The 18,105-nt window shown below is 39.3% G+C and carries 20 protein-coding genes and 2 tRNA genes; 14 read left to right on the forward strand and 8 right to left on the reverse strand.

Annotated features, from left to right (window positions below; genetic code table 11):
- Window positions 1–78 precede the first annotated feature (78 nt).
- The 3 genes from ACEQ81_RS12890 to rpsT all read left to right on the forward strand — a co-directional run bounded on the left by ACEQ81_RS12890 (window position 79) and on the right by rpsT (window position 593).
- Window positions 79–150 (forward strand) — tRNA-Glu (locus ACEQ81_RS12890).
- Window positions 151–220: 70 nt separating this feature from the next.
- Window positions 221–292 (forward strand) — tRNA-Glu (locus tag ACEQ81_RS12895).
- 49 nt (window positions 293–341) lie between these two features.
- Window positions 342–593 carry a 30S ribosomal protein S20 gene (gene rpsT, locus ACEQ81_RS12900; protein ID WP_411031314.1) on the forward strand — a complete coding sequence of 84 codons (252 nt, stop codon included), beginning with the start codon at window positions 342–344 and terminating at the stop codon, window positions 591–593.
- Window positions 594–669: 76 nt separating this feature from the next.
- On the opposite strand, the gene ACEQ81_RS12905 is transcribed toward rpsT, so the two are convergent.
- The 4 genes from ACEQ81_RS12905 to rho all read right to left on the reverse strand — a co-directional run bounded on the left by ACEQ81_RS12905 (window position 670) and on the right by rho (window position 4,319).
- Complete coding sequence (locus ACEQ81_RS12905) at window positions 670–903, reverse strand: GTP-binding protein LepA (protein WP_411031315.1); 234 nt, start codon at window positions 901–903, stop codon at window positions 670–672.
- A 155-nt stretch (window positions 904–1,058) separates the two neighbouring features.
- Window positions 1,059–1,739, reverse strand: a complete 681-nt coding sequence (locus tag ACEQ81_RS12910; RefSeq protein ID WP_411031316.1) for a hypothetical protein — start codon at window positions 1,737–1,739, stop codon at window positions 1,059–1,061.
- 45 nt (window positions 1,740–1,784) lie between these two features.
- Window positions 1,785–2,510: a hypothetical protein gene (locus ACEQ81_RS12915; protein ID WP_411031317.1), complete on the reverse strand. Its 726-nt coding sequence runs from the start codon at window positions 2,508–2,510 to the stop codon at window positions 1,785–1,787.
- A gap of 189 nt (window positions 2,511–2,699) precedes the next feature.
- The gene (rho, locus tag ACEQ81_RS12920) at window positions 2,700–4,319 is read right to left on the reverse strand and encodes a transcription termination factor Rho (protein WP_411031318.1); all 1,620 of its coding nucleotides are present in this window, start codon (window positions 4,317–4,319) and stop codon (window positions 2,700–2,702) included.
- A gap of 193 nt (window positions 4,320–4,512) precedes the next feature.
- Here rho and ACEQ81_RS12925 point away from each other — a divergent pair, with 193 nt between their 5' ends.
- A complete protein-coding gene (locus ACEQ81_RS12925; RefSeq protein ID WP_411031319.1) occupies window positions 4,513–4,923 on the forward strand; it encodes a DUF4293 domain-containing protein in 411 nt (136 codons plus the stop codon).
- An 89-nt stretch (window positions 4,924–5,012) separates the two neighbouring features.
- On the opposite strand, the gene ACEQ81_RS12930 is transcribed toward ACEQ81_RS12925, so the two are convergent.
- Together ACEQ81_RS12930 and ACEQ81_RS12935 are read right to left on the reverse strand one after the other, a co-directional pair.
- Window positions 5,013–5,879, reverse strand: a complete 867-nt coding sequence (locus tag ACEQ81_RS12930; protein ID WP_411031320.1) for a DUF6503 family protein — start codon at window positions 5,877–5,879, stop codon at window positions 5,013–5,015.
- Between the two features lie 87 nt (window positions 5,880–5,966).
- Entirely contained in the window at window positions 5,967–6,461 is a 495-nt protein-coding gene (locus ACEQ81_RS12935; protein WP_411031321.1) for a metallophosphoesterase family protein, read from the reverse strand.
- A 172-nt stretch (window positions 6,462–6,633) separates the two neighbouring features.
- Between ACEQ81_RS12935 and truA the strand changes: the two genes are divergently transcribed.
- Window positions 6,634–7,386, forward strand: a complete 753-nt coding sequence (gene truA, locus ACEQ81_RS12940; protein WP_411031322.1) for a tRNA pseudouridine(38-40) synthase TruA — start codon at window positions 6,634–6,636, stop codon at window positions 7,384–7,386.
- Window positions 7,379–9,145, forward strand: coding sequence for an ABC transporter ATP-binding protein (locus ACEQ81_RS12945; RefSeq protein WP_411031323.1), 1,767 nt, complete (start codon window positions 7,379–7,381; stop codon window positions 9,143–9,145). Before truA ends, ACEQ81_RS12945 begins: the two co-directional genes overlap by 8 nt.
- Here ACEQ81_RS12945 and cdaA read toward each other — a convergent pair whose 3' ends face one another.
- Complete coding sequence (gene cdaA, locus ACEQ81_RS12950; protein WP_411031324.1) at window positions 9,146–9,931, reverse strand: diadenylate cyclase CdaA; 786 nt, start codon at window positions 9,929–9,931, stop codon at window positions 9,146–9,148.
- 45 nt (window positions 9,932–9,976) lie between these two features.
- Complete coding sequence (gene folP / locus ACEQ81_RS12955; RefSeq protein ID WP_411031325.1) at window positions 9,977–10,810, reverse strand: dihydropteroate synthase; 834 nt, start codon at window positions 10,808–10,810, stop codon at window positions 9,977–9,979.
- 116 nt (window positions 10,811–10,926) lie between these two features.
- On the opposite strand from folP, the gene ACEQ81_RS12960 reads away from it, so the two are divergent.
- From ACEQ81_RS12960 to ACEQ81_RS12995, 8 genes are all read left to right on the forward strand, one after another.
- Window positions 10,927–11,469, forward strand: a complete 543-nt coding sequence (locus ACEQ81_RS12960) for a DUF1599 domain-containing protein (protein WP_411031326.1) — start codon at window positions 10,927–10,929, stop codon at window positions 11,467–11,469.
- Window positions 11,470–11,473: 4 nt separating this feature from the next.
- Complete coding sequence (locus ACEQ81_RS12965) at window positions 11,474–12,571, forward strand: BT_3928 family protein (RefSeq protein WP_411031327.1); 1,098 nt, start codon at window positions 11,474–11,476, stop codon at window positions 12,569–12,571.
- A 97-nt stretch (window positions 12,572–12,668) separates the two neighbouring features.
- Window positions 12,669–13,418, forward strand: coding sequence for a triose-phosphate isomerase (tpiA, locus tag ACEQ81_RS12970; RefSeq protein WP_411031328.1), 750 nt, complete (start codon window positions 12,669–12,671; stop codon window positions 13,416–13,418).
- Between the two features lie 52 nt (window positions 13,419–13,470).
- A complete protein-coding gene (prmA, locus tag ACEQ81_RS12975; RefSeq protein WP_411031329.1) occupies window positions 13,471–14,307 on the forward strand; it encodes a 50S ribosomal protein L11 methyltransferase in 837 nt (278 codons plus the stop codon).
- Between the two features lie 21 nt (window positions 14,308–14,328).
- On the forward strand, window positions 14,329–14,604 hold the full coding sequence (locus ACEQ81_RS12980) for an ATP-dependent Clp protease adaptor ClpS (RefSeq protein WP_411031330.1): 276 nt from the start codon (window positions 14,329–14,331) through the stop codon (window positions 14,602–14,604).
- A 298-nt stretch (window positions 14,605–14,902) separates the two neighbouring features.
- Window positions 14,903–15,100, forward strand: a complete 198-nt coding sequence (locus tag ACEQ81_RS12985) for a hypothetical protein (RefSeq protein WP_411031331.1) — start codon at window positions 14,903–14,905, stop codon at window positions 15,098–15,100.
- A gap of 78 nt (window positions 15,101–15,178) precedes the next feature.
- Complete coding sequence (locus ACEQ81_RS12990; protein WP_411031332.1) at window positions 15,179–16,720, forward strand: sugar porter family MFS transporter; 1,542 nt, start codon at window positions 15,179–15,181, stop codon at window positions 16,718–16,720.
- Between the two features lie 7 nt (window positions 16,721–16,727).
- Window positions 16,728–18,047, forward strand: a complete 1,320-nt coding sequence (locus tag ACEQ81_RS12995; protein WP_411031333.1) for a glycoside hydrolase family 2 TIM barrel-domain containing protein — start codon at window positions 16,728–16,730, stop codon at window positions 18,045–18,047.
- Window positions 18,048–18,105: the final 58 nt, after the last annotated feature.

The following is an 18,105-nucleotide window of genomic DNA, read 5'->3' on the forward strand; positions in this document are numbered from 1 at the left end:
GAAATTAAAAAATAATATATAGGTGTTGCGATAGTAAAAAATAATTGTATTTTTGCATCCGCAATTGTGTAAATTAATGGTCCGTTCGTCTAGGGGTTAGGACGCCAGGTTTTCATCCTGGTAACAGGGGTTCGATTCCCCTACGGACTACAAGAAGGTTTAAAACTTAAAGATGACTTTTGGTTGTCTTGGGTACAACTTTTAAGTTCTAACTTATAATGGCCCGTTCGTCTAGGGGTTAGGACGCCAGGTTTTCATCCTGGTAACAGGGGTTCGATTCCCCTACGGGCTACAATATAAAGCTCGTTTGGGTTTAGTATAAAAAATAACAAAAGAATAAAATGGCAAATCATAAGTCGGCATTAAAGAGAATAAGAAGAAATGAAGCGGTAAGGTTGCGGAATAGGTACCAGCACAAAACCACTCGTAATGCTATCAAGAAATTGCGTTCGGAAGAGGACAAAAAGGCTGCGCAAACTTTATTGCCTTCAGTTATAAGCATGATAGATAAACTTGCAAAGCGCAATATTATCCATGCCAATAAGGCGGCAAACCTTAAAAGCAAGTTATCTAAACAAGTAGCTGCTCTTTAAGACTTTTAAAAGTCATTGTACAATAATTTAGCGCTCTTCTTTGGAAGAGCGTTTTTTGTTTCCCGAAGTAAGGATGTTAGCCTTTAAACGGTTCTGTTTTAATTACATCCACGGAAATGTCCTCAGTGGAGACTAAATAATTCTTACCGGCTATAAGGCTAAAAAAATGAACTGATGATTCTCGCACGATCTTTCCCGTGAGCATCTCCATATCTATTTCTCCTCCTTCTTGCTGCCATATAAAGCAGGAATGTTCCTGAATTTGTATAATCTTATGGGTAGTTTTGTACTCGGCAATATAGGTGGTCATATTGTTGCGGAATTGGTTGTTAGTATAGGGTATGGGCTCCTATAATGCACATTCCAAACAGCATTATGGAAATCAAATTTAATTATTTGTCGGGTTATTTTAACTCTACTTACGTTAAAATAACTACTTACCGATGGTATAAAAGTTTAGGGTAGTTACTTTGATAATCGCCTACGCATTCTTAGAAATCCAATGATGAAGCAAGTATACATAACTAAGATTAGACTTAAATGAATTTTTCTTAAATGGACATATTCACTCAATCCATGGATTGCGTTGTAATGTCTATTTATTTTAATGGGAAGATAGCCTATATAGAATATTGATAACCCCAAGCTAAGCCAGGCCAATAAATCTCTTTTTAAAGAATAGGTAGGCCCAGAGTTCTTCAACTGAAGTAAATACAAAACAATACAAGTCAAAAGAATCAGTGCGCCCACCACATAGGTATAGACCTGAGCCTCCAACATAAAATTTTGAAAGATTGGGTTAATAATGCTAACGATAATAAAAAGCAACCCGGCCCTCAATACAAGCGCCTTATGTCTTTCATTTTGGAGATGGTCCCAAAAAACGTAGTAAAAGTATAGGTAGAAAATGATGCTATAGATGTTATAAATAACAACATTGTAATAGGAATATCTGTCGTTCATGAAAAGGCTAAACTCTTCATTCCGTAAAATAAGAATCCCAAGAAGTTCATTAAAAAAGGTATACGCAAAAATAATGGGCAAATATTTTAGCGAGGTGGTATAATACTTTGGATATTTCACTAACGCAAGAAGTGCCGTTATGGCGTATAACGGCACAAAGGAGTTTTCTAAGAACTTATTCAAAAAATCCAAAGCAGTTAGCGTTTTGTGTTCAACTGAGATCCAATACTATTGATGGGGCGGTGGTGCAGAACCGCCTTCGTTAAGTATAGTACTTCTATTGCCATAAAAGTTTATTGATGGTCCCTTAGAAGTAGAGGTGGATAAGTTGGGAACAAAAGTAGCGTAAGATTTCTCACTGCCAACTTCTTGTGCGCCCATTCCTTCAATGGAATATTCGTCTAATTCATAGGTTAACAAAACCGCCTTACGCTTTCCGGGTTCCCCATCCGCAGTATAGAAACCAAAATCTTTGCCGTCCTCTTTAATGGTTGGCATTATAAAAATAGAATTTTGCCTTGGATGAACTATTTTTCTTCCGCCTTCAAAATTTGGTTTATCCGGATAGTTGGAAAAATAGAATCGTAAGGTAGAAATTTCTACATTGGCCAATTTGGCTTCTTGTTCTATGTAGGCCAAATATTGTTTTATGGTTTTGTAATCGTAGTATGTATATCTGGCAACATCAAAGGTATCTCTACTTTTCTTCTCGTATCTGTTTATAGAGTCTTCGTAGCGTTCTATGAGGGGAGCCCTACGTTTGGTATAGTTTTCAAACATCTTTTTGGCCTGATCTACTGAAATAATTTGATCTGGCGCTTTAACTTCTTGGTCTTCTTCATGTTGTCCTTCCCCATTTTCCTTTGCTCTTTGTTCTCCGCAGCCAACTAGGCCAATCAGTATTGCTAAAATGAACAGTGGTTTTAAAGATGACTTTTTTGCAAGGTTTTTCATAAGTGTAATTTTAATGATTGCTAATTTGTTCTTTTCGTCTTTATGGGGGTACTGTTTTCTGTCATAAAAATAACATATATTCCGTTCAATTTAGCAAGAAAAGAAATCTATTCGCTGTATGGGGGTTATTAAAACAAAAAATCCCAAGTGCCATGACACTTGGGATTTTAGATATACATGATGATTTGTTTACTGACTCATCGTCATTAAAAACTCCTCATTGTTTTTGGTCTGTTTAATGCGTTGTTCCATAAACTCCATAGCTTCCACCGGGTTCATATCGGCCAAATACTTACGCATAATCCACATACGTTGAATATTGTTTTCATCCAATAAGAGATCGTCCCTACGCGTACTGGAAGAGGTAAGGTCAATAGCTGGGAATATTCGTCTGTTCGAAATTTTTCGATCCAACTGCAATTCCATGTTACCGGTACCTTTAAATTCTTCAAAAATAACTTCGTCCATTTTTGAGCCTGTTTCCGTTAATGCCGTGGCAATAATGGATAAGGACCCTCCATTTTCTATGTTTCTTGCCGCTCCAAAGAATCGTTTGGGTTTGTGCAAGGCATTGGCATCTACACCACCGCTAAGCACTTTTCCAGACGCTGGTTGTACCGTATTATAGGCACGGGCCAATCTGGTTATAGAATCTAAAAGAATAACAACATCGTGTCCACACTCCACTAAACGCTTGGCTTTTTCCAATACAATATTGGCCACCCTAACGTGTTCCGTTGCTTCTTTGTCAAAAGTAGATGCAATTACTTCTCCACGAACATTTCTTTGCATGTCCGTAACTTCTTCCGGGCGTTCGTCTATTAGCAATACTATTTGGTATACCTCCGGGTGGTTGGCGGCTATTGCGTTGGCAATATCCTTTAATAGCATGGTCTTACCCGTTTTAGGTTGAGATACGATCATACCCCGCTGACCTTTGCCAATTGGGGAGAAAAGATCCATAATCCGAGTGGAAATAGTGCTTTGGCGTTCTGCCAAATTAAACTTCTCATCTGGGAAGAGCGGTGTTAAGTGCTCAAAAGCAACTCTATCCCTAACCACTTGAGGGTCTAGCCCATTAATTTTGTTAACTTTAATGAGTGGAAAATATTTTTCCCCTTCTTTTGGCGGGCGTACATTACCCAAAACAGTATCCCCCGTTTTTAGTCCAAACAGACGAATCTGGGATTGGGACACGTAAATATCATCTGGAGAGGAAAGATAATTGTAATCCGAAGAACGCAAAAATCCATAACCGTCTTGCATAATGTCCAGGACGCCTTCGCTCTCAATGATGCTATCAAATTCAAACTCGGGTTGTTTGTACTTATTTTTTAGGTCCTTGTCAAAGTTACTGTTGTTCTTGTCCTGACCGTTTTTGTGGTGGTGACCACTATTTTTGTTTCCCTGATTTTTATGTTGGGGAGTATTTTTTTGAAAGTCCTTTTTAGGATTATTGCCACTGTTTTTTTGTTGCTGCGGCCTTTTTTCTTCTTGCTTGGCTGGCTTTGCCGAATCCGTTTGCAATGAAGCTTTATTTTCTACGGCCTCGGGGTTATTTACGGTAGCCGTTTCCTTGGAAGTTCGTTCCCTTCTGGGTTTGGGTGTTGGCTTAGGCGTAGGTTTAGGTTTTTCTGGACTTTTCTCTACGTTGCCGGGAACTGCACTGGGATTAGATGCCTGTAGGTCTAGAATCTGATATACTAGATCAAGTTTTTTTAGGGTTTTGTACTTAGGAACCTTTAAGCCCTTAGCAATTTCTTGAAGCTCGGGAAGCTTCTTTGATTTTAAATCTGAAATCTCAAACATTGAGTGTTGAATAAATTATACTTGTCTTAAAACTTTATGAAGTCTACTGTCATTTGGGTATTACTCGGGAAAGATACTCCCTTGGGTAAGTGCTTAAACGAATAAGCGAAACAATATTACAAATTATTTTCAATATTTAGGCGATATTTTTTAAAAAGACGCTTATTTTTGCCTTTTAATACGATTAAAAGTAATGATTCAGAGAATCCAGACCGTTTATTTACTTTTTGTAGGCCTTTTGGCAGGCTTACTACCTATTTGGGCAGGTCTTTGGACAAATGGTAATGGTGAAGAGGTTTTTGCGGTTAATGAACTACCTGTCTCCATTATGTTCTACGGATCCGCTGTGTTGGCCCTTATGGCTATTTTCCTATTCAAGAATCGAAAAAATCAATTTGTTGTAAACAGGTTGAATATGATATTAAATCTTTTTTTACTGGGATTTTTCGTTTACCGATCGCTAAACTTATCCGGAGAAAACATCATTTCTGAGAAGGGTATTGGGATGCTGATTCCTGTATTTTCTATCGTTTTTTTAACCCTGTCCAACAGGGCAATAAAAAAGGATGAAGATCTTGTAAAATCTGTTGATCGTTTGCGTTAAACCTAACATCTTAGTAGTATTAGTGCGTAAACCCAGGGGTTGTTCCCTGGGTTTTTTATACACCAACTATAAAGCAGTCGCTTTTATTCCTAGTTCATTTCCAAAATGGAAGTTGTGGTAAAACCGTTATTAAAACTAAGGTCAGAAATAGTTTGTACCAGACTTGGCTCTTCTCCATAAGTACCGTCCTCCTTGGGCATAAAATAAGTACGCTTGGTAGCTACAGTCTGTCCTTCAATAGTTTCATAGAAATAATTCGCAATGATCAGAGGGTCATTGAGTCCTAGAAAAGGTAAAGAAAAATAGAAACGATCTATGAGTCTTGTAGTAGGATTAACATAAAGGATATACGTATCGTTTTGCTCTTTTCCGGTAATTTCTGGGTCATAGGTAACTTTTACTTTGTCGTAGACCTTGGAATTGTATTCTTCTTGGCCCAGATAACTTACAATAGTACCCTTATCTCCTAATTTATAAGGCATTACAAACCAAAAATAGTTTGCCCTTCTCAAAAAATCAGCTCCTCCAAGTATCTGTGGATCCTCAACTTTTGCATCGTTATGCATTACGGTGGTTTCCGTGCCGTTAAAGAACTGACTTACTTTACCAGGAGTTTTGGGCATTACGTTTATTTGATGCTGCTCATAATGGCCAAAAGAAACTTCCGATTTAAAAATGTAGCGTTCCGTAGAAACATCCGCATCGTTGTTGGCCGGGTACCGGTAGTCATATGTATAGGCAACATCTCCTTTTTTTAGAAGATCTTCCCATCCTCCATGGGCATATGCCACAGAAGCTAAAATAGAGGCGGGGTCTTCCGTATTGTAAACGGGTTCTTTAGCCATTTCTTCAACCGGGGCGATTACGGTTTCGTTTTTTTTTGTTTTTTCCCCACATGATCCTAGGAGCATTCCCAGACCCAAGATCAGTGCAATAGGTAATTTTTGTGTTTTCATTGTGGTTGTTTTTGTTCTTAGCTTAGACGGAATTATAAAATTATCTTACGTCCCTAATTTGAAAACACCACTCCCCACCAACCAAACCTATCGTTTGCCAAGTTCTATGATTTCTAAGTTTTTAATGTCTTTTTTATCAATATCGAACCGTAACATCGTCCGTACTTGGTGAAAACCATGCTTGCCGCAGGCACCGGGATTCATATGAAGCAATCCCAATTTTTTGTCCCACATCACTTTTAATATGTGGGAATGACCAGAAATAAACAACTTTGGGGGGTTCCTTTTTATATCTTCCCTTACGCTTACATCATATCTATTTGGATAACCCCCAATGTGCTTTATCCAAACATCTACCTCTTCGCACAGAAACCGATTGTTAAGAGGAAACTCTTTTTGGATTATATGGTCATCGATATTTCCATAGACCCCTTTGGTTGGTTTAAGTGCCAGCAGGGCATCTGTTACCTTTAAACTGCCTATGTCCCCGGCGTGCCAAACCTCGTCTGCCTGTTCCACATAGTTTAGTATGGCCTTGTCCATATGGCCATGGGTGTCGGATAATAATAGGATTTTTGTCATGAATTGTTCGGTTAAAAGAAATCCCAAAGTATCTGATCAAAGCTTTTTTGTGCATTGGTCGCGAGATAAATAATTGTTGGGAAAACTTAAAAAATGCTTAAATATAACAGCGTTGTACTTCTTTTTAATGTGATTGGGGTATCTTTAGGCGCTACAAAAATAGGGTATTCACTTGAGATATTTCGTTGCTTTTTCATATGTTGGCAAGGCCTACCACGGATGGCAAAAACAACCGAATGCCATTACCGTACAACACGTGTTGGAAGAAGTTTTTTCCAAACTTTTGAGACAACCGGTTTCTTTGGTGGGGGCAGGTAGAACCGACGCAGGTGTACATGCACGGCAGTTATTTGCCCATTTTGATTTAACGGAGGATGCTTTGGAAGCGGATACAATACATCGGTTAAATGCTTTTCTCCCAGACGATATTGCCGTACACAATATTCATAAGGTGGCAGACCATGCACATGCACGTTTTGATGCTTTGGAGCGCACTTATGAATACTGGGTAGTACAAAAGAAGGATCCTTTTTCTATGGAGGCGGCACATTATGTAAAGCAAGCATTGGATGTAGCTTTAATGAACAACGCAGCAGAACTGTTAATGGGATACGAGGATTTTGAGTGCTTTTCCAAATCCAACACCGATGTAAAGACTTTTATATGCAAAATAAAGCATGCAAAATGGAAGAAAGACCAGGATAAATTGGTTTTTACCATTACCGCAGATCGCTTTTTACGAAATATGGTACGAGCCATTGTTGGGACTTTGATCGAGGTGGGTTTAGGAAAGATGACCTTGGACGAATTGCATCAGGTAGTTCAAAGCAAGGATAGGAGTAGGGCAGGTGTGTCCGTTCCGGCAAAAGGCTTATATTTAACCAAGGTTTTATACCCCAAAGATTTTTTTAAGATACATGGATAAAGATACTGGCAAAGCATTTGATTTTAGGCTGTTCAATAGGGTTATGGCACATACCAAACCTTATAGGCCAACGTTTTACGGAGTGGCTTTTGCAGCTGTTCTGGCCTCTGCTTTTGCCGTGCTTACGCCAATTATTGTGGGTGATATTATTGATGAGGCGGTTAAACAGAAGAACGTAGAACAATTGTGGAACCTTACCTTGGCCTTGCTAGGTGTCCTTTTTGGACAGGTGGTTAGTCAGCTTTCCTTTAACTACTACGCCAACTGGTTGGGAGAATCTGTAATTAAGGACATACGGATCAATCTTTTTGAAAGGATGATGGGTTTTCGGATGAAATATTTCGATAATTCCTCTATAGGGGTGTTGGTTACCCGGGCCGTGGCAGATATGCAAAGAATAGGTGAAATATTCAGCCAAGGGTTTTTTGTGATTGTGGCAGACTTGTTAAAAATGATCGTGGCGGCGGCAGTAATGCTTTATCTCGATTGGAAACTGGCATTAATAGTGTTTGGGGTACTTCCTATAATATTATACGCTACCCGCGTGTTTCAACAGGCCATGAAAGTTGCTTTTATAGAAGTAAGGGCCCAGGTATCCAATTTAAATTCCTTCGTGCAGGAACGCATCACAGGAATGAAAATCGTGCAGCTTTTTACACGAGAGAAAATAGAGCGAGAAAATTTCAGACGGATCAATGAAAAGCATCAAAATGCATGGTTGAAGACGGTATGGTACAACTCTATCTTTTTCCCTATAGCGGAAATTGTTTCTTCAATTACCGTAGGGTTGATCGTATGGTACGGCGGACTTCAAAATGTAAGCAATATTGCGGCCGACGAATACGGCACTATTTTTACCTTTATTTTGTTGATAGATATGCTGTTTAGGCCTTTAAGGCAGATCGCAGATAAATTTAATACCCTTCAGATGGGCATGGTTGCCGCTAATAGAGTATTCAAAATATTGGATACTGGTGGGCAAATAGAGGATCACGGTACGGTACTAAAAGAACAAATCGAAGGAAAAATTGCATTTTCTGATGTTCGGTTCGGGTATTTGGAGGATGAAGAGGTACTCCATGGTATTTCATTCGATGTAAAAGTGGGGGAGACCATAGCTATTGTGGGAGCCACGGGAGCGGGGAAATCTACCATAATTAATTTGCTGAACCGCTTTTATGAAATTAATTCGGGCGCCATTTTTGTTGACGATATCAATATAAAGGACTATCAACTATCTTCACTTCGTTCCGGTATTGCCGTAGTGCTGCAAGATGTTTTCCTCTTTGCAGATACTATTGCCAACAATATATCTTTGAAAGATGAGTCCATTTCGTTGGAAACCATTGAAAAGGCAGCAAAAGAGATCGGGGTGCACGATTTTATTGCTAGCTTGCCCGGAGGATATTTATATAATGTTAAGGAGCGAGGTACTATGCTTTCCAGTGGCCAGCGTCAGCTAATCGCATTTTTAAGGGCGTATGTGAGCAATCCAAGTATTTTGGTGTTGGATGAGGCTACGTCTTCTGTAGATACCTACTCCGAACAGTTGATACAAAAAGCTACGGATAAAATTACCCAAGGCAGAACCTCCATTGTAATAGCCCACCGTTTGGCAACAGTAAAAAAGGCCGATAAAATTCTGGTGATGGAAGCGGGTAAAATTGTGGAAACCGGCACGCATAAAGAACTTCTGAAACTTGGAGGGTATTACAGCAATCTTTATGAAGCACAGTTTATGGCTGAGGAGGTTGCTTAATTACACTAGATCGTCCTGTATTACATTGGCCAGTTCCGTTAAATCTTGGTAGAGCACAAACTCCCCGTTTTTAATGTAAGATATCATTCCGGTTTCTTCGCTAACCACAAGTGCCAGTGCATCGGTTTTTTCCGTAATTCCTACGGCCGCTCTATGCCGTAACCCAAAACGCAAAGGAATGGTACGTTCACTAGAAACCGGTAAAATTACCCTTGTAGCCACAATATAATTATCTTCTATTATCACGGCGCCATCGTGCAGGGGGCTGTTCTTGTAAAAAATACTTTCAATGATGGGTTGGGTAACCTCAATATTCATTTTATCTCCGCTCGATTTTATAAAATCCAGGGAGTTGTTTCGTTCTATTACAATAATGGCCCCGGTTTTTGAGGTACTCATTTTTTCACAAGCACCCAAAATTGCTTCAATATTTACTACAGAAGCAACCGTTTCTTGTCTCAGAAATTTAAATTGGCGCACAAAACTTCGTTTAGAGGCAAAATTGGTTGAACCTACCATTAAAAGAAATTTACGTACCTCTTGTTGAAAAACGATGATCAAGGCTATTAGACCAATACTCATAAAGCCGCCTACCATACTGCTGATCATCTTCATATCCAGCAACTCTGTTAATTTCCAGAGCCCCCATACAATTACGATGCCAATGAAAATATTAATGGCAACTGTGCCACGTACAAGTTTGTAGATGTAGTAAAGGAGTGCGGCTACCAGAATAATGTCTATGATATCCGTAATTCTAAAATCAAGAAAATTTAAAAAATCCAAGCCAAGTGGTTTTTGTAAAATTAGGAAAAATAGGTTAACCAAAAATCAATTGGTCCCATGCTTAAGTTCCTGTATCAATTTAATACATTCCCCCGCTTCTTTAACGTCATGAACCCTTAAAATATTTGCTCCATGGTCCAAAGCATACATATTCAATGCTGTGGTCCCGTTTAAGGCACCTTGTGCATCTGTGTGCAGTACTTTGTAGATCATGGATTTTCTGCTGACCCCTACCAAAAGAGGAAGATTTAAAGTTTCGAAAATAGAAAGCTGCCTCAGCAGTACATAATTTTGTTTCAAGGATTTGGCAAATCCGAAACCAGGATCTACAATAATATCATTGATACCAAGTTTTCGGGCTGTTGCCACGCGCTCAGAAAAGTATACTAAAATCTCCCCCATAAGATCTTCGTACGTACTATGTTGCTGCATTGTTTGTGGGGTACCCTTCATATGCATCATAATATAAGGGACGCTGTGTTTGGCAATTATTGGTAACATTTCGGGATCTCTTTTTCCTGCAGAAATGTCGTTTATCATAGCGGCCCCTATGGCCAGACCTTCCTCAGCTACTCTACTTCTAAAAGTATCAACGGAAAGCAATATGTCTGGAAATTCTTTTTGCAGGAGGGTTATTACAGGAAGAATACGTTGCAATTCCTCTTTTTCGCTCACGTTTTCCGCTCCTGGTCGCGAACTATAACCCCCAAGGTCTATAAAGGTAGCGCCTTGCTTTAGCATTGTTTCGGTTTGGGTCAATATCGCATGGGCATCTTTATATTTACCTCCATCATAAAAGGAATCTGGCGTAATGTTTAAAATACCCATTATTTTTGGGATGTTCAGGTCAATTAGGTTTCCTTTGCAATTGATGGTCATAAGGTTCTTCCTTCGAAACAAATTGGAGATTAAAAGTTAGGAAAGCCCAAGTTTGGACCGCTAACTTTGAACAATTAAAAATTTTAAGCGAAATTTACGCAAATTACTAGGAATACATGCAGCAAACCTCGGAACAGTACAATGCCGTCGTAAAAATTTGTCGAGATCTATTTTTAAAGAAGATGAAGGATTACGGTAGTGCTTGGCGTATTTTAAGACTTCCCTCATTAACCGACCAGATATACATAAAAGCGCAGCGCATACGAAGCTTACAGCAAAATAAGGTGCGAAAGGTAGATGAGGACGAGAGGGCCGAGTTTATTGGTATCATTAACTACGCTATAATGGCTTTGATACAATTGGATAAGGGCATTGTGGATCAACCCGATCTTTTACCGGAAGAGGCCTTGGAGCTATATGACCATCGTATTGCGGAGACCAAATCACTTATGGAAGATAAAAACCATGATTACGGGGAGGCTTGGCGAGATATACGTGTTAGCTCATTGACCGATTTGATTATTCAAAAATTATTAAGAGTGAAGCAAATAGAGGACAATGATGGAAAAACGCTTGTTAGCGAGGGGATAGCGGCCAATTATCAGGATATGATCAATTATTCAATTTTCGCCATGATTCATTTGAACCATAAGTCATAATAGTATGAAAGTTTTAGTGAATATTGCCCGGATAATCGTTGGAGTACTTTTCATTATTAGTGGATTTATAAAGCTCAACGATCCTGTAGGGTTTTCTTTTAAATTAGAGGAATACTTTAGCCAAAGTGTTCTAGACCTACCTTTCTTATTACCCTATGCCTTGGGCATCTCTATTTTTGTAGTTATTTTGGAAGTACTTTTAGGTGTAATGTTACTGATAGGTTTTAGGGTTAGGGTTACGGTCTGGAGCCTGTTGCTTACGATTGTCTTTTTCACCTTTCTTACCTTCTATTCGGCATATTTTAATAAGGTAACCGACTGTGGTTGTTTTGGAGATGCGGTTAAACTTACACCGTGGGAGTCTTTTTCCAAGGACGTTGTGCTCTTAGTGCTGATATTGGTTCTTTTTATGGGCAAAAAGTATATCGTTTCCTTTCTAGACATAAATTTACAACGGATGGTCACCATTTTTACCTTGGTGGCCTGTGGCCTTTTTTGCTATCATGTGCTTAATCATTTACCATCAATCGATTTTAGACCCTACAAAATTGGCGTTAACATAGAGCAGGCAATGAAAGTGCCAGAGAATGCCCCTAAAGCCATATTTGAGTATGCTTGGAAATTTAAGGTGGGCAATGAGGAGCAGATTGTGGTTACCAATGGAGATTATCCCTCGGTAGAAGGAGAATTCATCGGTGTAGAAACCACTGAAATACAAAAGGGGTACGAACCTCCGGTACATGATTTTACTATTGAAAAAGATGGGGAAGACCTAGCGGCTTCCTTATTGCAGCAAGATAAGCTGGTAATGGTGATAGCTTACGATCTTAGAAAGAGTAACCTGGATGCCTTTAAAGAAATTAAAACGGTAACCGCCGATGCCCTCGCAAAAGGCTATAAAGTCATAGGAATGTCAGCTTCGGACAATAATACAGCGTCGTCCATTATAAAAAAATATGGTCTTGGGTTCGATTTTTATTTTACCGATGAGACCACTTTAAAAACCATAGTGCGTTCTAATCCGGCGATTTTGGTACTTAAAAAGGGAACAATAGAGCAAAAGGTGCATTATAACGATTTGGATGATTTGGAGTTTAATTAGGAAAGAACAGACATCTCAATTTAATGATAGGACACTAGACGCACTAATGCAAATACTAAACTAGAAACAAATAGCTACAAACGGAAAACTAAAACTGATGAGAAATAAAATTGTTGCTGGAAATTGGAAAATGAACAAAAACCTTTCCGAAACGGAATCCTTGCTTAGGGAACTTTCGGCAAAACTACCAGATACCGACGCCGAGGTAATGGTGGCACCAACCTTTGTTAACCTTTCCGGGGCAGTCCATTGCCTGGAATCGTCTATTATACAGGTTATTGCACAAAACATGCATTTTGCGGAAAGTGGGGCTTTTACGGGGGAGATATCTGCCGATATGCTATTGAATATTGAGGTGGATACCGTAATTATTGGACACTCAGAACGAAGAGCATTATTTGGCGAAACGGATGAGATTCTTGCGAAAAAGGTAAAGGCCGCACTTGCAAAAAATATGCGGGTAATGTTTTGTTTTGGAGAGGAATTAGGAGACCGTAAATCTGAAAATCAGTTCAATATCGTGGAAAGTCAATTAAAAAATGCACTTTTCAATTTGGATGCTGATTCATGGTCTAGACTTGTATTGGCCTACGAACCCGTTTGGGCCATTGGTACTGGCGAGACCGCTTCTCCGGAACAAGCCCAGGAAATGCACGCCTTTATCCGAAATACAATTTCGCAAACCTATTCGGCGGATATAGCAGAGCGTGTTTCCATTTTGTACGGCGGAAGTGTAAAACCTTCAAATGCCAAAGAAATATTCTCCAAGCCAGATGTAGACGGTGGTTTAATAGGAGGAGCGTCCTTGGTAGCGGATGATTTTGTTGGGATTATTAAATCGATTTAAAAAATAGGGACTCTAAATTTCCTTCGCCCTTTAGTACCTTATCCAATAATCAGTGGAATATAACAGTTACATAGCGTACAGTTTTAAAATAAGTCCACTGCAACCGGCAATGGATATTCTTATTGCTGAATTAAGTACGGAAGGTTTTGAGAGTTTTGTGGAAGAGGAGGACGGCCTTTTGGCTTACATTAAAAAGGAGGATTGGAGCAAGGAAACCTTAAATTCCATTCAAATTTTAAGGAACCACGATTTTAAAATACAACATACTTTTAGCGAGATAGCACAAGAAAATTGGAACGCGGTCTGGGAAAGTAGTTTTGATCCTATTGAAGTAGGGAAAGATTGCGTTGTACGGGCACCATTTCACAAAAAGCCCGAGGTAAGATTCGATATTGTCATTGAACCAAAAATGAGTTTTGGAACAGGGCATCACGAAACAACCCATATGATGATTCAACATATATTGGGCAATGAGATAGCGGGGAAATCGGTTTTGGATATGGGAAGTGGCACAGGAGTGCTTGCCATATTGGCGGCCATGAAAGGTGCCACCAACGTTGACGCCATAGATATTGATCATTGGTGTTACCTTAATGCCATAGAGAACGTTACCAGAAATGGACAGCAACATATAAATGTTCTAGAAGGGGATGTCGCCTTGCTTACCAACAGGAAATACGACATTATTTTGGCCAATATCAATAGAAATATACTGCTGAACGACATACCCATTTACGTTGGTTGTCTTAAAGCAAAGGGAAGCTTGTTTTTAAGTGGATTTTACTTGGAAGACATGCCTTTAATCAGTCAAAAATGCAAAGAGAATGGTCTTAAATTTGAAAAAAACTTGAAAATTAATAATTGGGTTGCTGTAAAATATGTATTTTAGTTAGTGTCAAAACCTAAATCTATGAGCTCCAAGGAAAAATTCTCGGAAGACCTTCTTGTAGAAGAGGAAACCGTTAAACAGAATGAGATTATACTGTTCAACGATGATGTGAATACGTTTGAGCACGTAATCGAAACTTTAATAGACGTTTGCGAACATAGCCCGGAACAAGCTGAACAATGCTCCCTTATTGTCCATTATAATGGGAAATGTACCGTTAAAACAGGAGAATACGATTACCTAAAACCTAGATGTAGCAGATTGCTACAAGCAGGTCTTAATGCGGAAATTGCGTAACCCCTTATTTACAAGCTTTAAGTCCACCCGTTAATATACTTTTGTTACCTTTAAAGGAAACTCCTGCCTAAACAGTGCAGTTGGAGAAACTTGCTCGTAATCAAGGCATTACTTTTTTCTTCAATGACTTTGAACAGGAATTATCCACTTGTGCTGGTTAAAATCAATATTGGGAACATGTAGGCCGGGAGCAAGATATTATTGAAGGAACCTTTAACGACCCACCAATTTTACTGGAAACGGTAGATATAGGCTCGCCAAAGTTCCCAGAGCGTTTGATAACTTTCATGTTTACAACATGGAAGGGAGCGCAAAGGAAACAATTTTCTTTGTTGATGGGGTTGTACTCTATGAGGTTTCCAATAATGATACCCCGTCTTTTTACCAAAGGTTTTCCTTATTCCAATATTGCATGGGAGATACTTTGAGAGGCGTTATTGATGCAGGGCTTTTGGAGTCTATGATGGAGGTTAACTACATTAGATTATATAAGTAAGTTTGATTTAGTTAATTTAGAAAAATTTTAGTTTACAGTAAAGAACATTGCGTAAGCAAATAACCAAACCAAGAAATTATGGAAGAACCAGCCAAAGTAGTTAAGATGAACAAGTCCTATACCATTCTAATAAGTCTCATTGTAGCACTTGGAGGGTTTTTGTTGGGCTTTGATAGTGCAGTGATCTCAGGAGCTGTTAAGGGAATAACCGTCTATTTTGAGATGACTGAATGGATGCTGGGCTTTTCTGTAGGATGCGTGGTGTTTGGCGCTATGGCAGGAAACCTTATGGCCGGACCCCTGGCCGATATTTTTGGAAGAAAAAAAATCTTAATTATAGTTGCCGCCCTTTTTACGGTTTCGGCCACTTGGTCGGCTTTTGCTACAGGATACACAGAGTTTATAATTGCCCGTATAATAGGAGGAATTGGCATAGGCGGTGCCATATTGATAGCACCAATTTATATTGCGGAAATAGCACCTCCCAAACTTAGGGGTAGTTTGGTGTCCTTTAATCAATTGAATATTGTGCTAGGGATATCCGTGGCTTATTTCTCCAACTATTTTTTGGTAAATATGGAAGGGGAAAGCTGGCGGTGGATGTTGGGTGTAGAAGCTATTCCTGCAGCCATATACTTTCTGGCCCTGTTTACGGTTCCAAGAAGCCCAAGGTGGTTGATCCTAAAATTGAACAAGGTAGAATTGGCCCGAAAAATTTTAATGAAAATAGGTGGTGAAGAATATGCGGAGGTAACGATTGCCGAAATTCAAAGAGGAACAACAAAAAAAGAAGAGAAAGGTACCCTCGCAGAGATTTTTAAAAGTAAATACACTACCATCATGATCATTGCGCTTGGTATCGCCTTTTTTCAGCAGATAACAGGTATCAACGCAGTTTTTTATTATGCTCCCACCATTTTTGAACAAGCGGGCGGAAGTACAGATTCTTCTTTTTTACAGGCTATTGTTGTAGGTCTTACTAATTTGGTTTTTACCTTGGTCGCCATTTGGTTAATAGACAAATTGGGAAGAAAACCCTTGTTGTTGATCGGTACCAGCTTTATGACCATAGCGTTATTGATGGCTACCTTTGCATTTAGCAATGCCACTTATAATTTTAGTTCGGAAAACTTGGATAAAGTAGGTGATGTGGAGGTTAAAACGGCCTTAATGGAGTTAAAGGACAAATCCTTTGAGAATCAAGGTGTATTGTTTGAAACGGTATCCGAAAAATTGGATGAGGCACAGTTTTTAAAGTTTAAACGCAACGAGATTACCAATTTCATCAATATCAATGCAACCTTGGTTTTAATAGCCATTTTGCTGTACGTTGCAGCATTTGCTATTTCCCTGGGACCTGTAATGTGGACATTGATTTCGGAAGTATTTCCAAATAAAATAAAAGGAATCGCTATTTCGGTAGTAGGTTTTTTCAATTCCTTGGTGAGTTTTTCAGTAACTCAGATTTTTCCGTGGGAATTGTCCAATCTAGGACCTACAACCACTTTTGCCATTTATGCATTGCTCTCGCTTTTCGCGGTCTTCTTTGTGCATAAGTTTGTAATCGAAACTAAGGGAAGGACCTTGGAGGAAGTTCAGGAATTATTAATCAGAAAATAATACGATTATGATCAGAATATTTTGGATATGCTGTTTTTGTTTCTTGCTATCTTGCAAAGAAAACACTCAAAAAAAGGACTTAAAAGGAGAGTTTGCCGAAGAAACAGGTCCTGCCAAGGTAGAGGTAAGACAGGAAGGCGATAAGTACCAATTGTATGTAGATAACGAACCATTCTATATCAAAGGGGCAGGATTGGAGTTTGGTGATATTAAAACCTTGGCCATGCACAATGCAAACTCTTTTAGAACATGGCGAACAGAAAATGGTGAAAGGTCGGCCAAAGAAGTATTGGACGAGGCACATGAAAATGGACTTATGGTATCCATGGGTATTGAAGTCGGCAGGGAACGACATGGTTTTGACTATGATGATCCGGTAGCTGTAGCCAATCAATTGGCAGAAATAAAGAAACAGGTAGTAGCTTTAAAAGATCATCCGGCCTTACTGATTTGGGGAATTGGCAATGAACTTAACTTGCACTATACCAATCCAAAAGTATGGGATGCCGTTAATGACATTTCCAAAATGATCCACAGCTTGGATCCCAATCATCCCACAACAACTAGCTTGGCAGGTATTGAACAACAAGAAATAACCTATATACAGGAACGATGTACGGATTTGGATATACTTGCTGTTCAGATGTACGGCGATTTACCCGATTTGCCACGGTTAATCGAAGAATTTGGATGGGAAGGTCCCTATATGGTAACAGAATGGGGAGCCACAGGCCATTGGGAGGTTCCTCAAACATCATGGGGAGCACCTATAGAAGACAATAGTACCGTTAAAGCCGCTAATTATTTAAAGCGATATAAAAAAGGCATTGAGGCAGACTCCTTACAATGCATAGGGTCCTATGTTTTTCTATGGGGCAACAAACAAGAAAGAACACCTACTTGGTATGGTATTTTCTTGGAAGACGGACAAGAAACCGAATCAGTAGATGTAATGCATTATGTATGGAATGGCGAATGGCCAAGTAATAGAACGCCTGCTATCAAAACCTTTGTCCTGGACGGTAAGGTACCACAAGATAATATTTACCTGGTAGCGGGAAAAGAATACAATGCCACTATAGAAATTATGGATTACGAGAACGACACCCTGACCTTTACATGGGAAATAATGGCAGAAAGCACCGATCTTAAACATGGTGGAGACGAGGAAAAAAGACCGGACGCCATAGCAGGTGCTATAGTTTCACAGCAAGATAATTCAGTTACGGTAAGAGCTCCCGATAATGGGGCCTATAGATTATTTGTGTATGTCAATGATGGCCAAAACCATTCCGCTACAGCCAATATCCCCTTTATGGTGAACTAAGAGAATAGGATTGCAATAAAGTACGGAAGTTGGTATAGCGAATATAACGCATTGTTCG

This window comes from Spongiimicrobium sp. 3-5, assembly GCF_046557915.1.
Taxonomy (GTDB): Bacteria; Bacteroidota; Bacteroidia; order Flavobacteriales; family Flavobacteriaceae; genus JBHEBG01.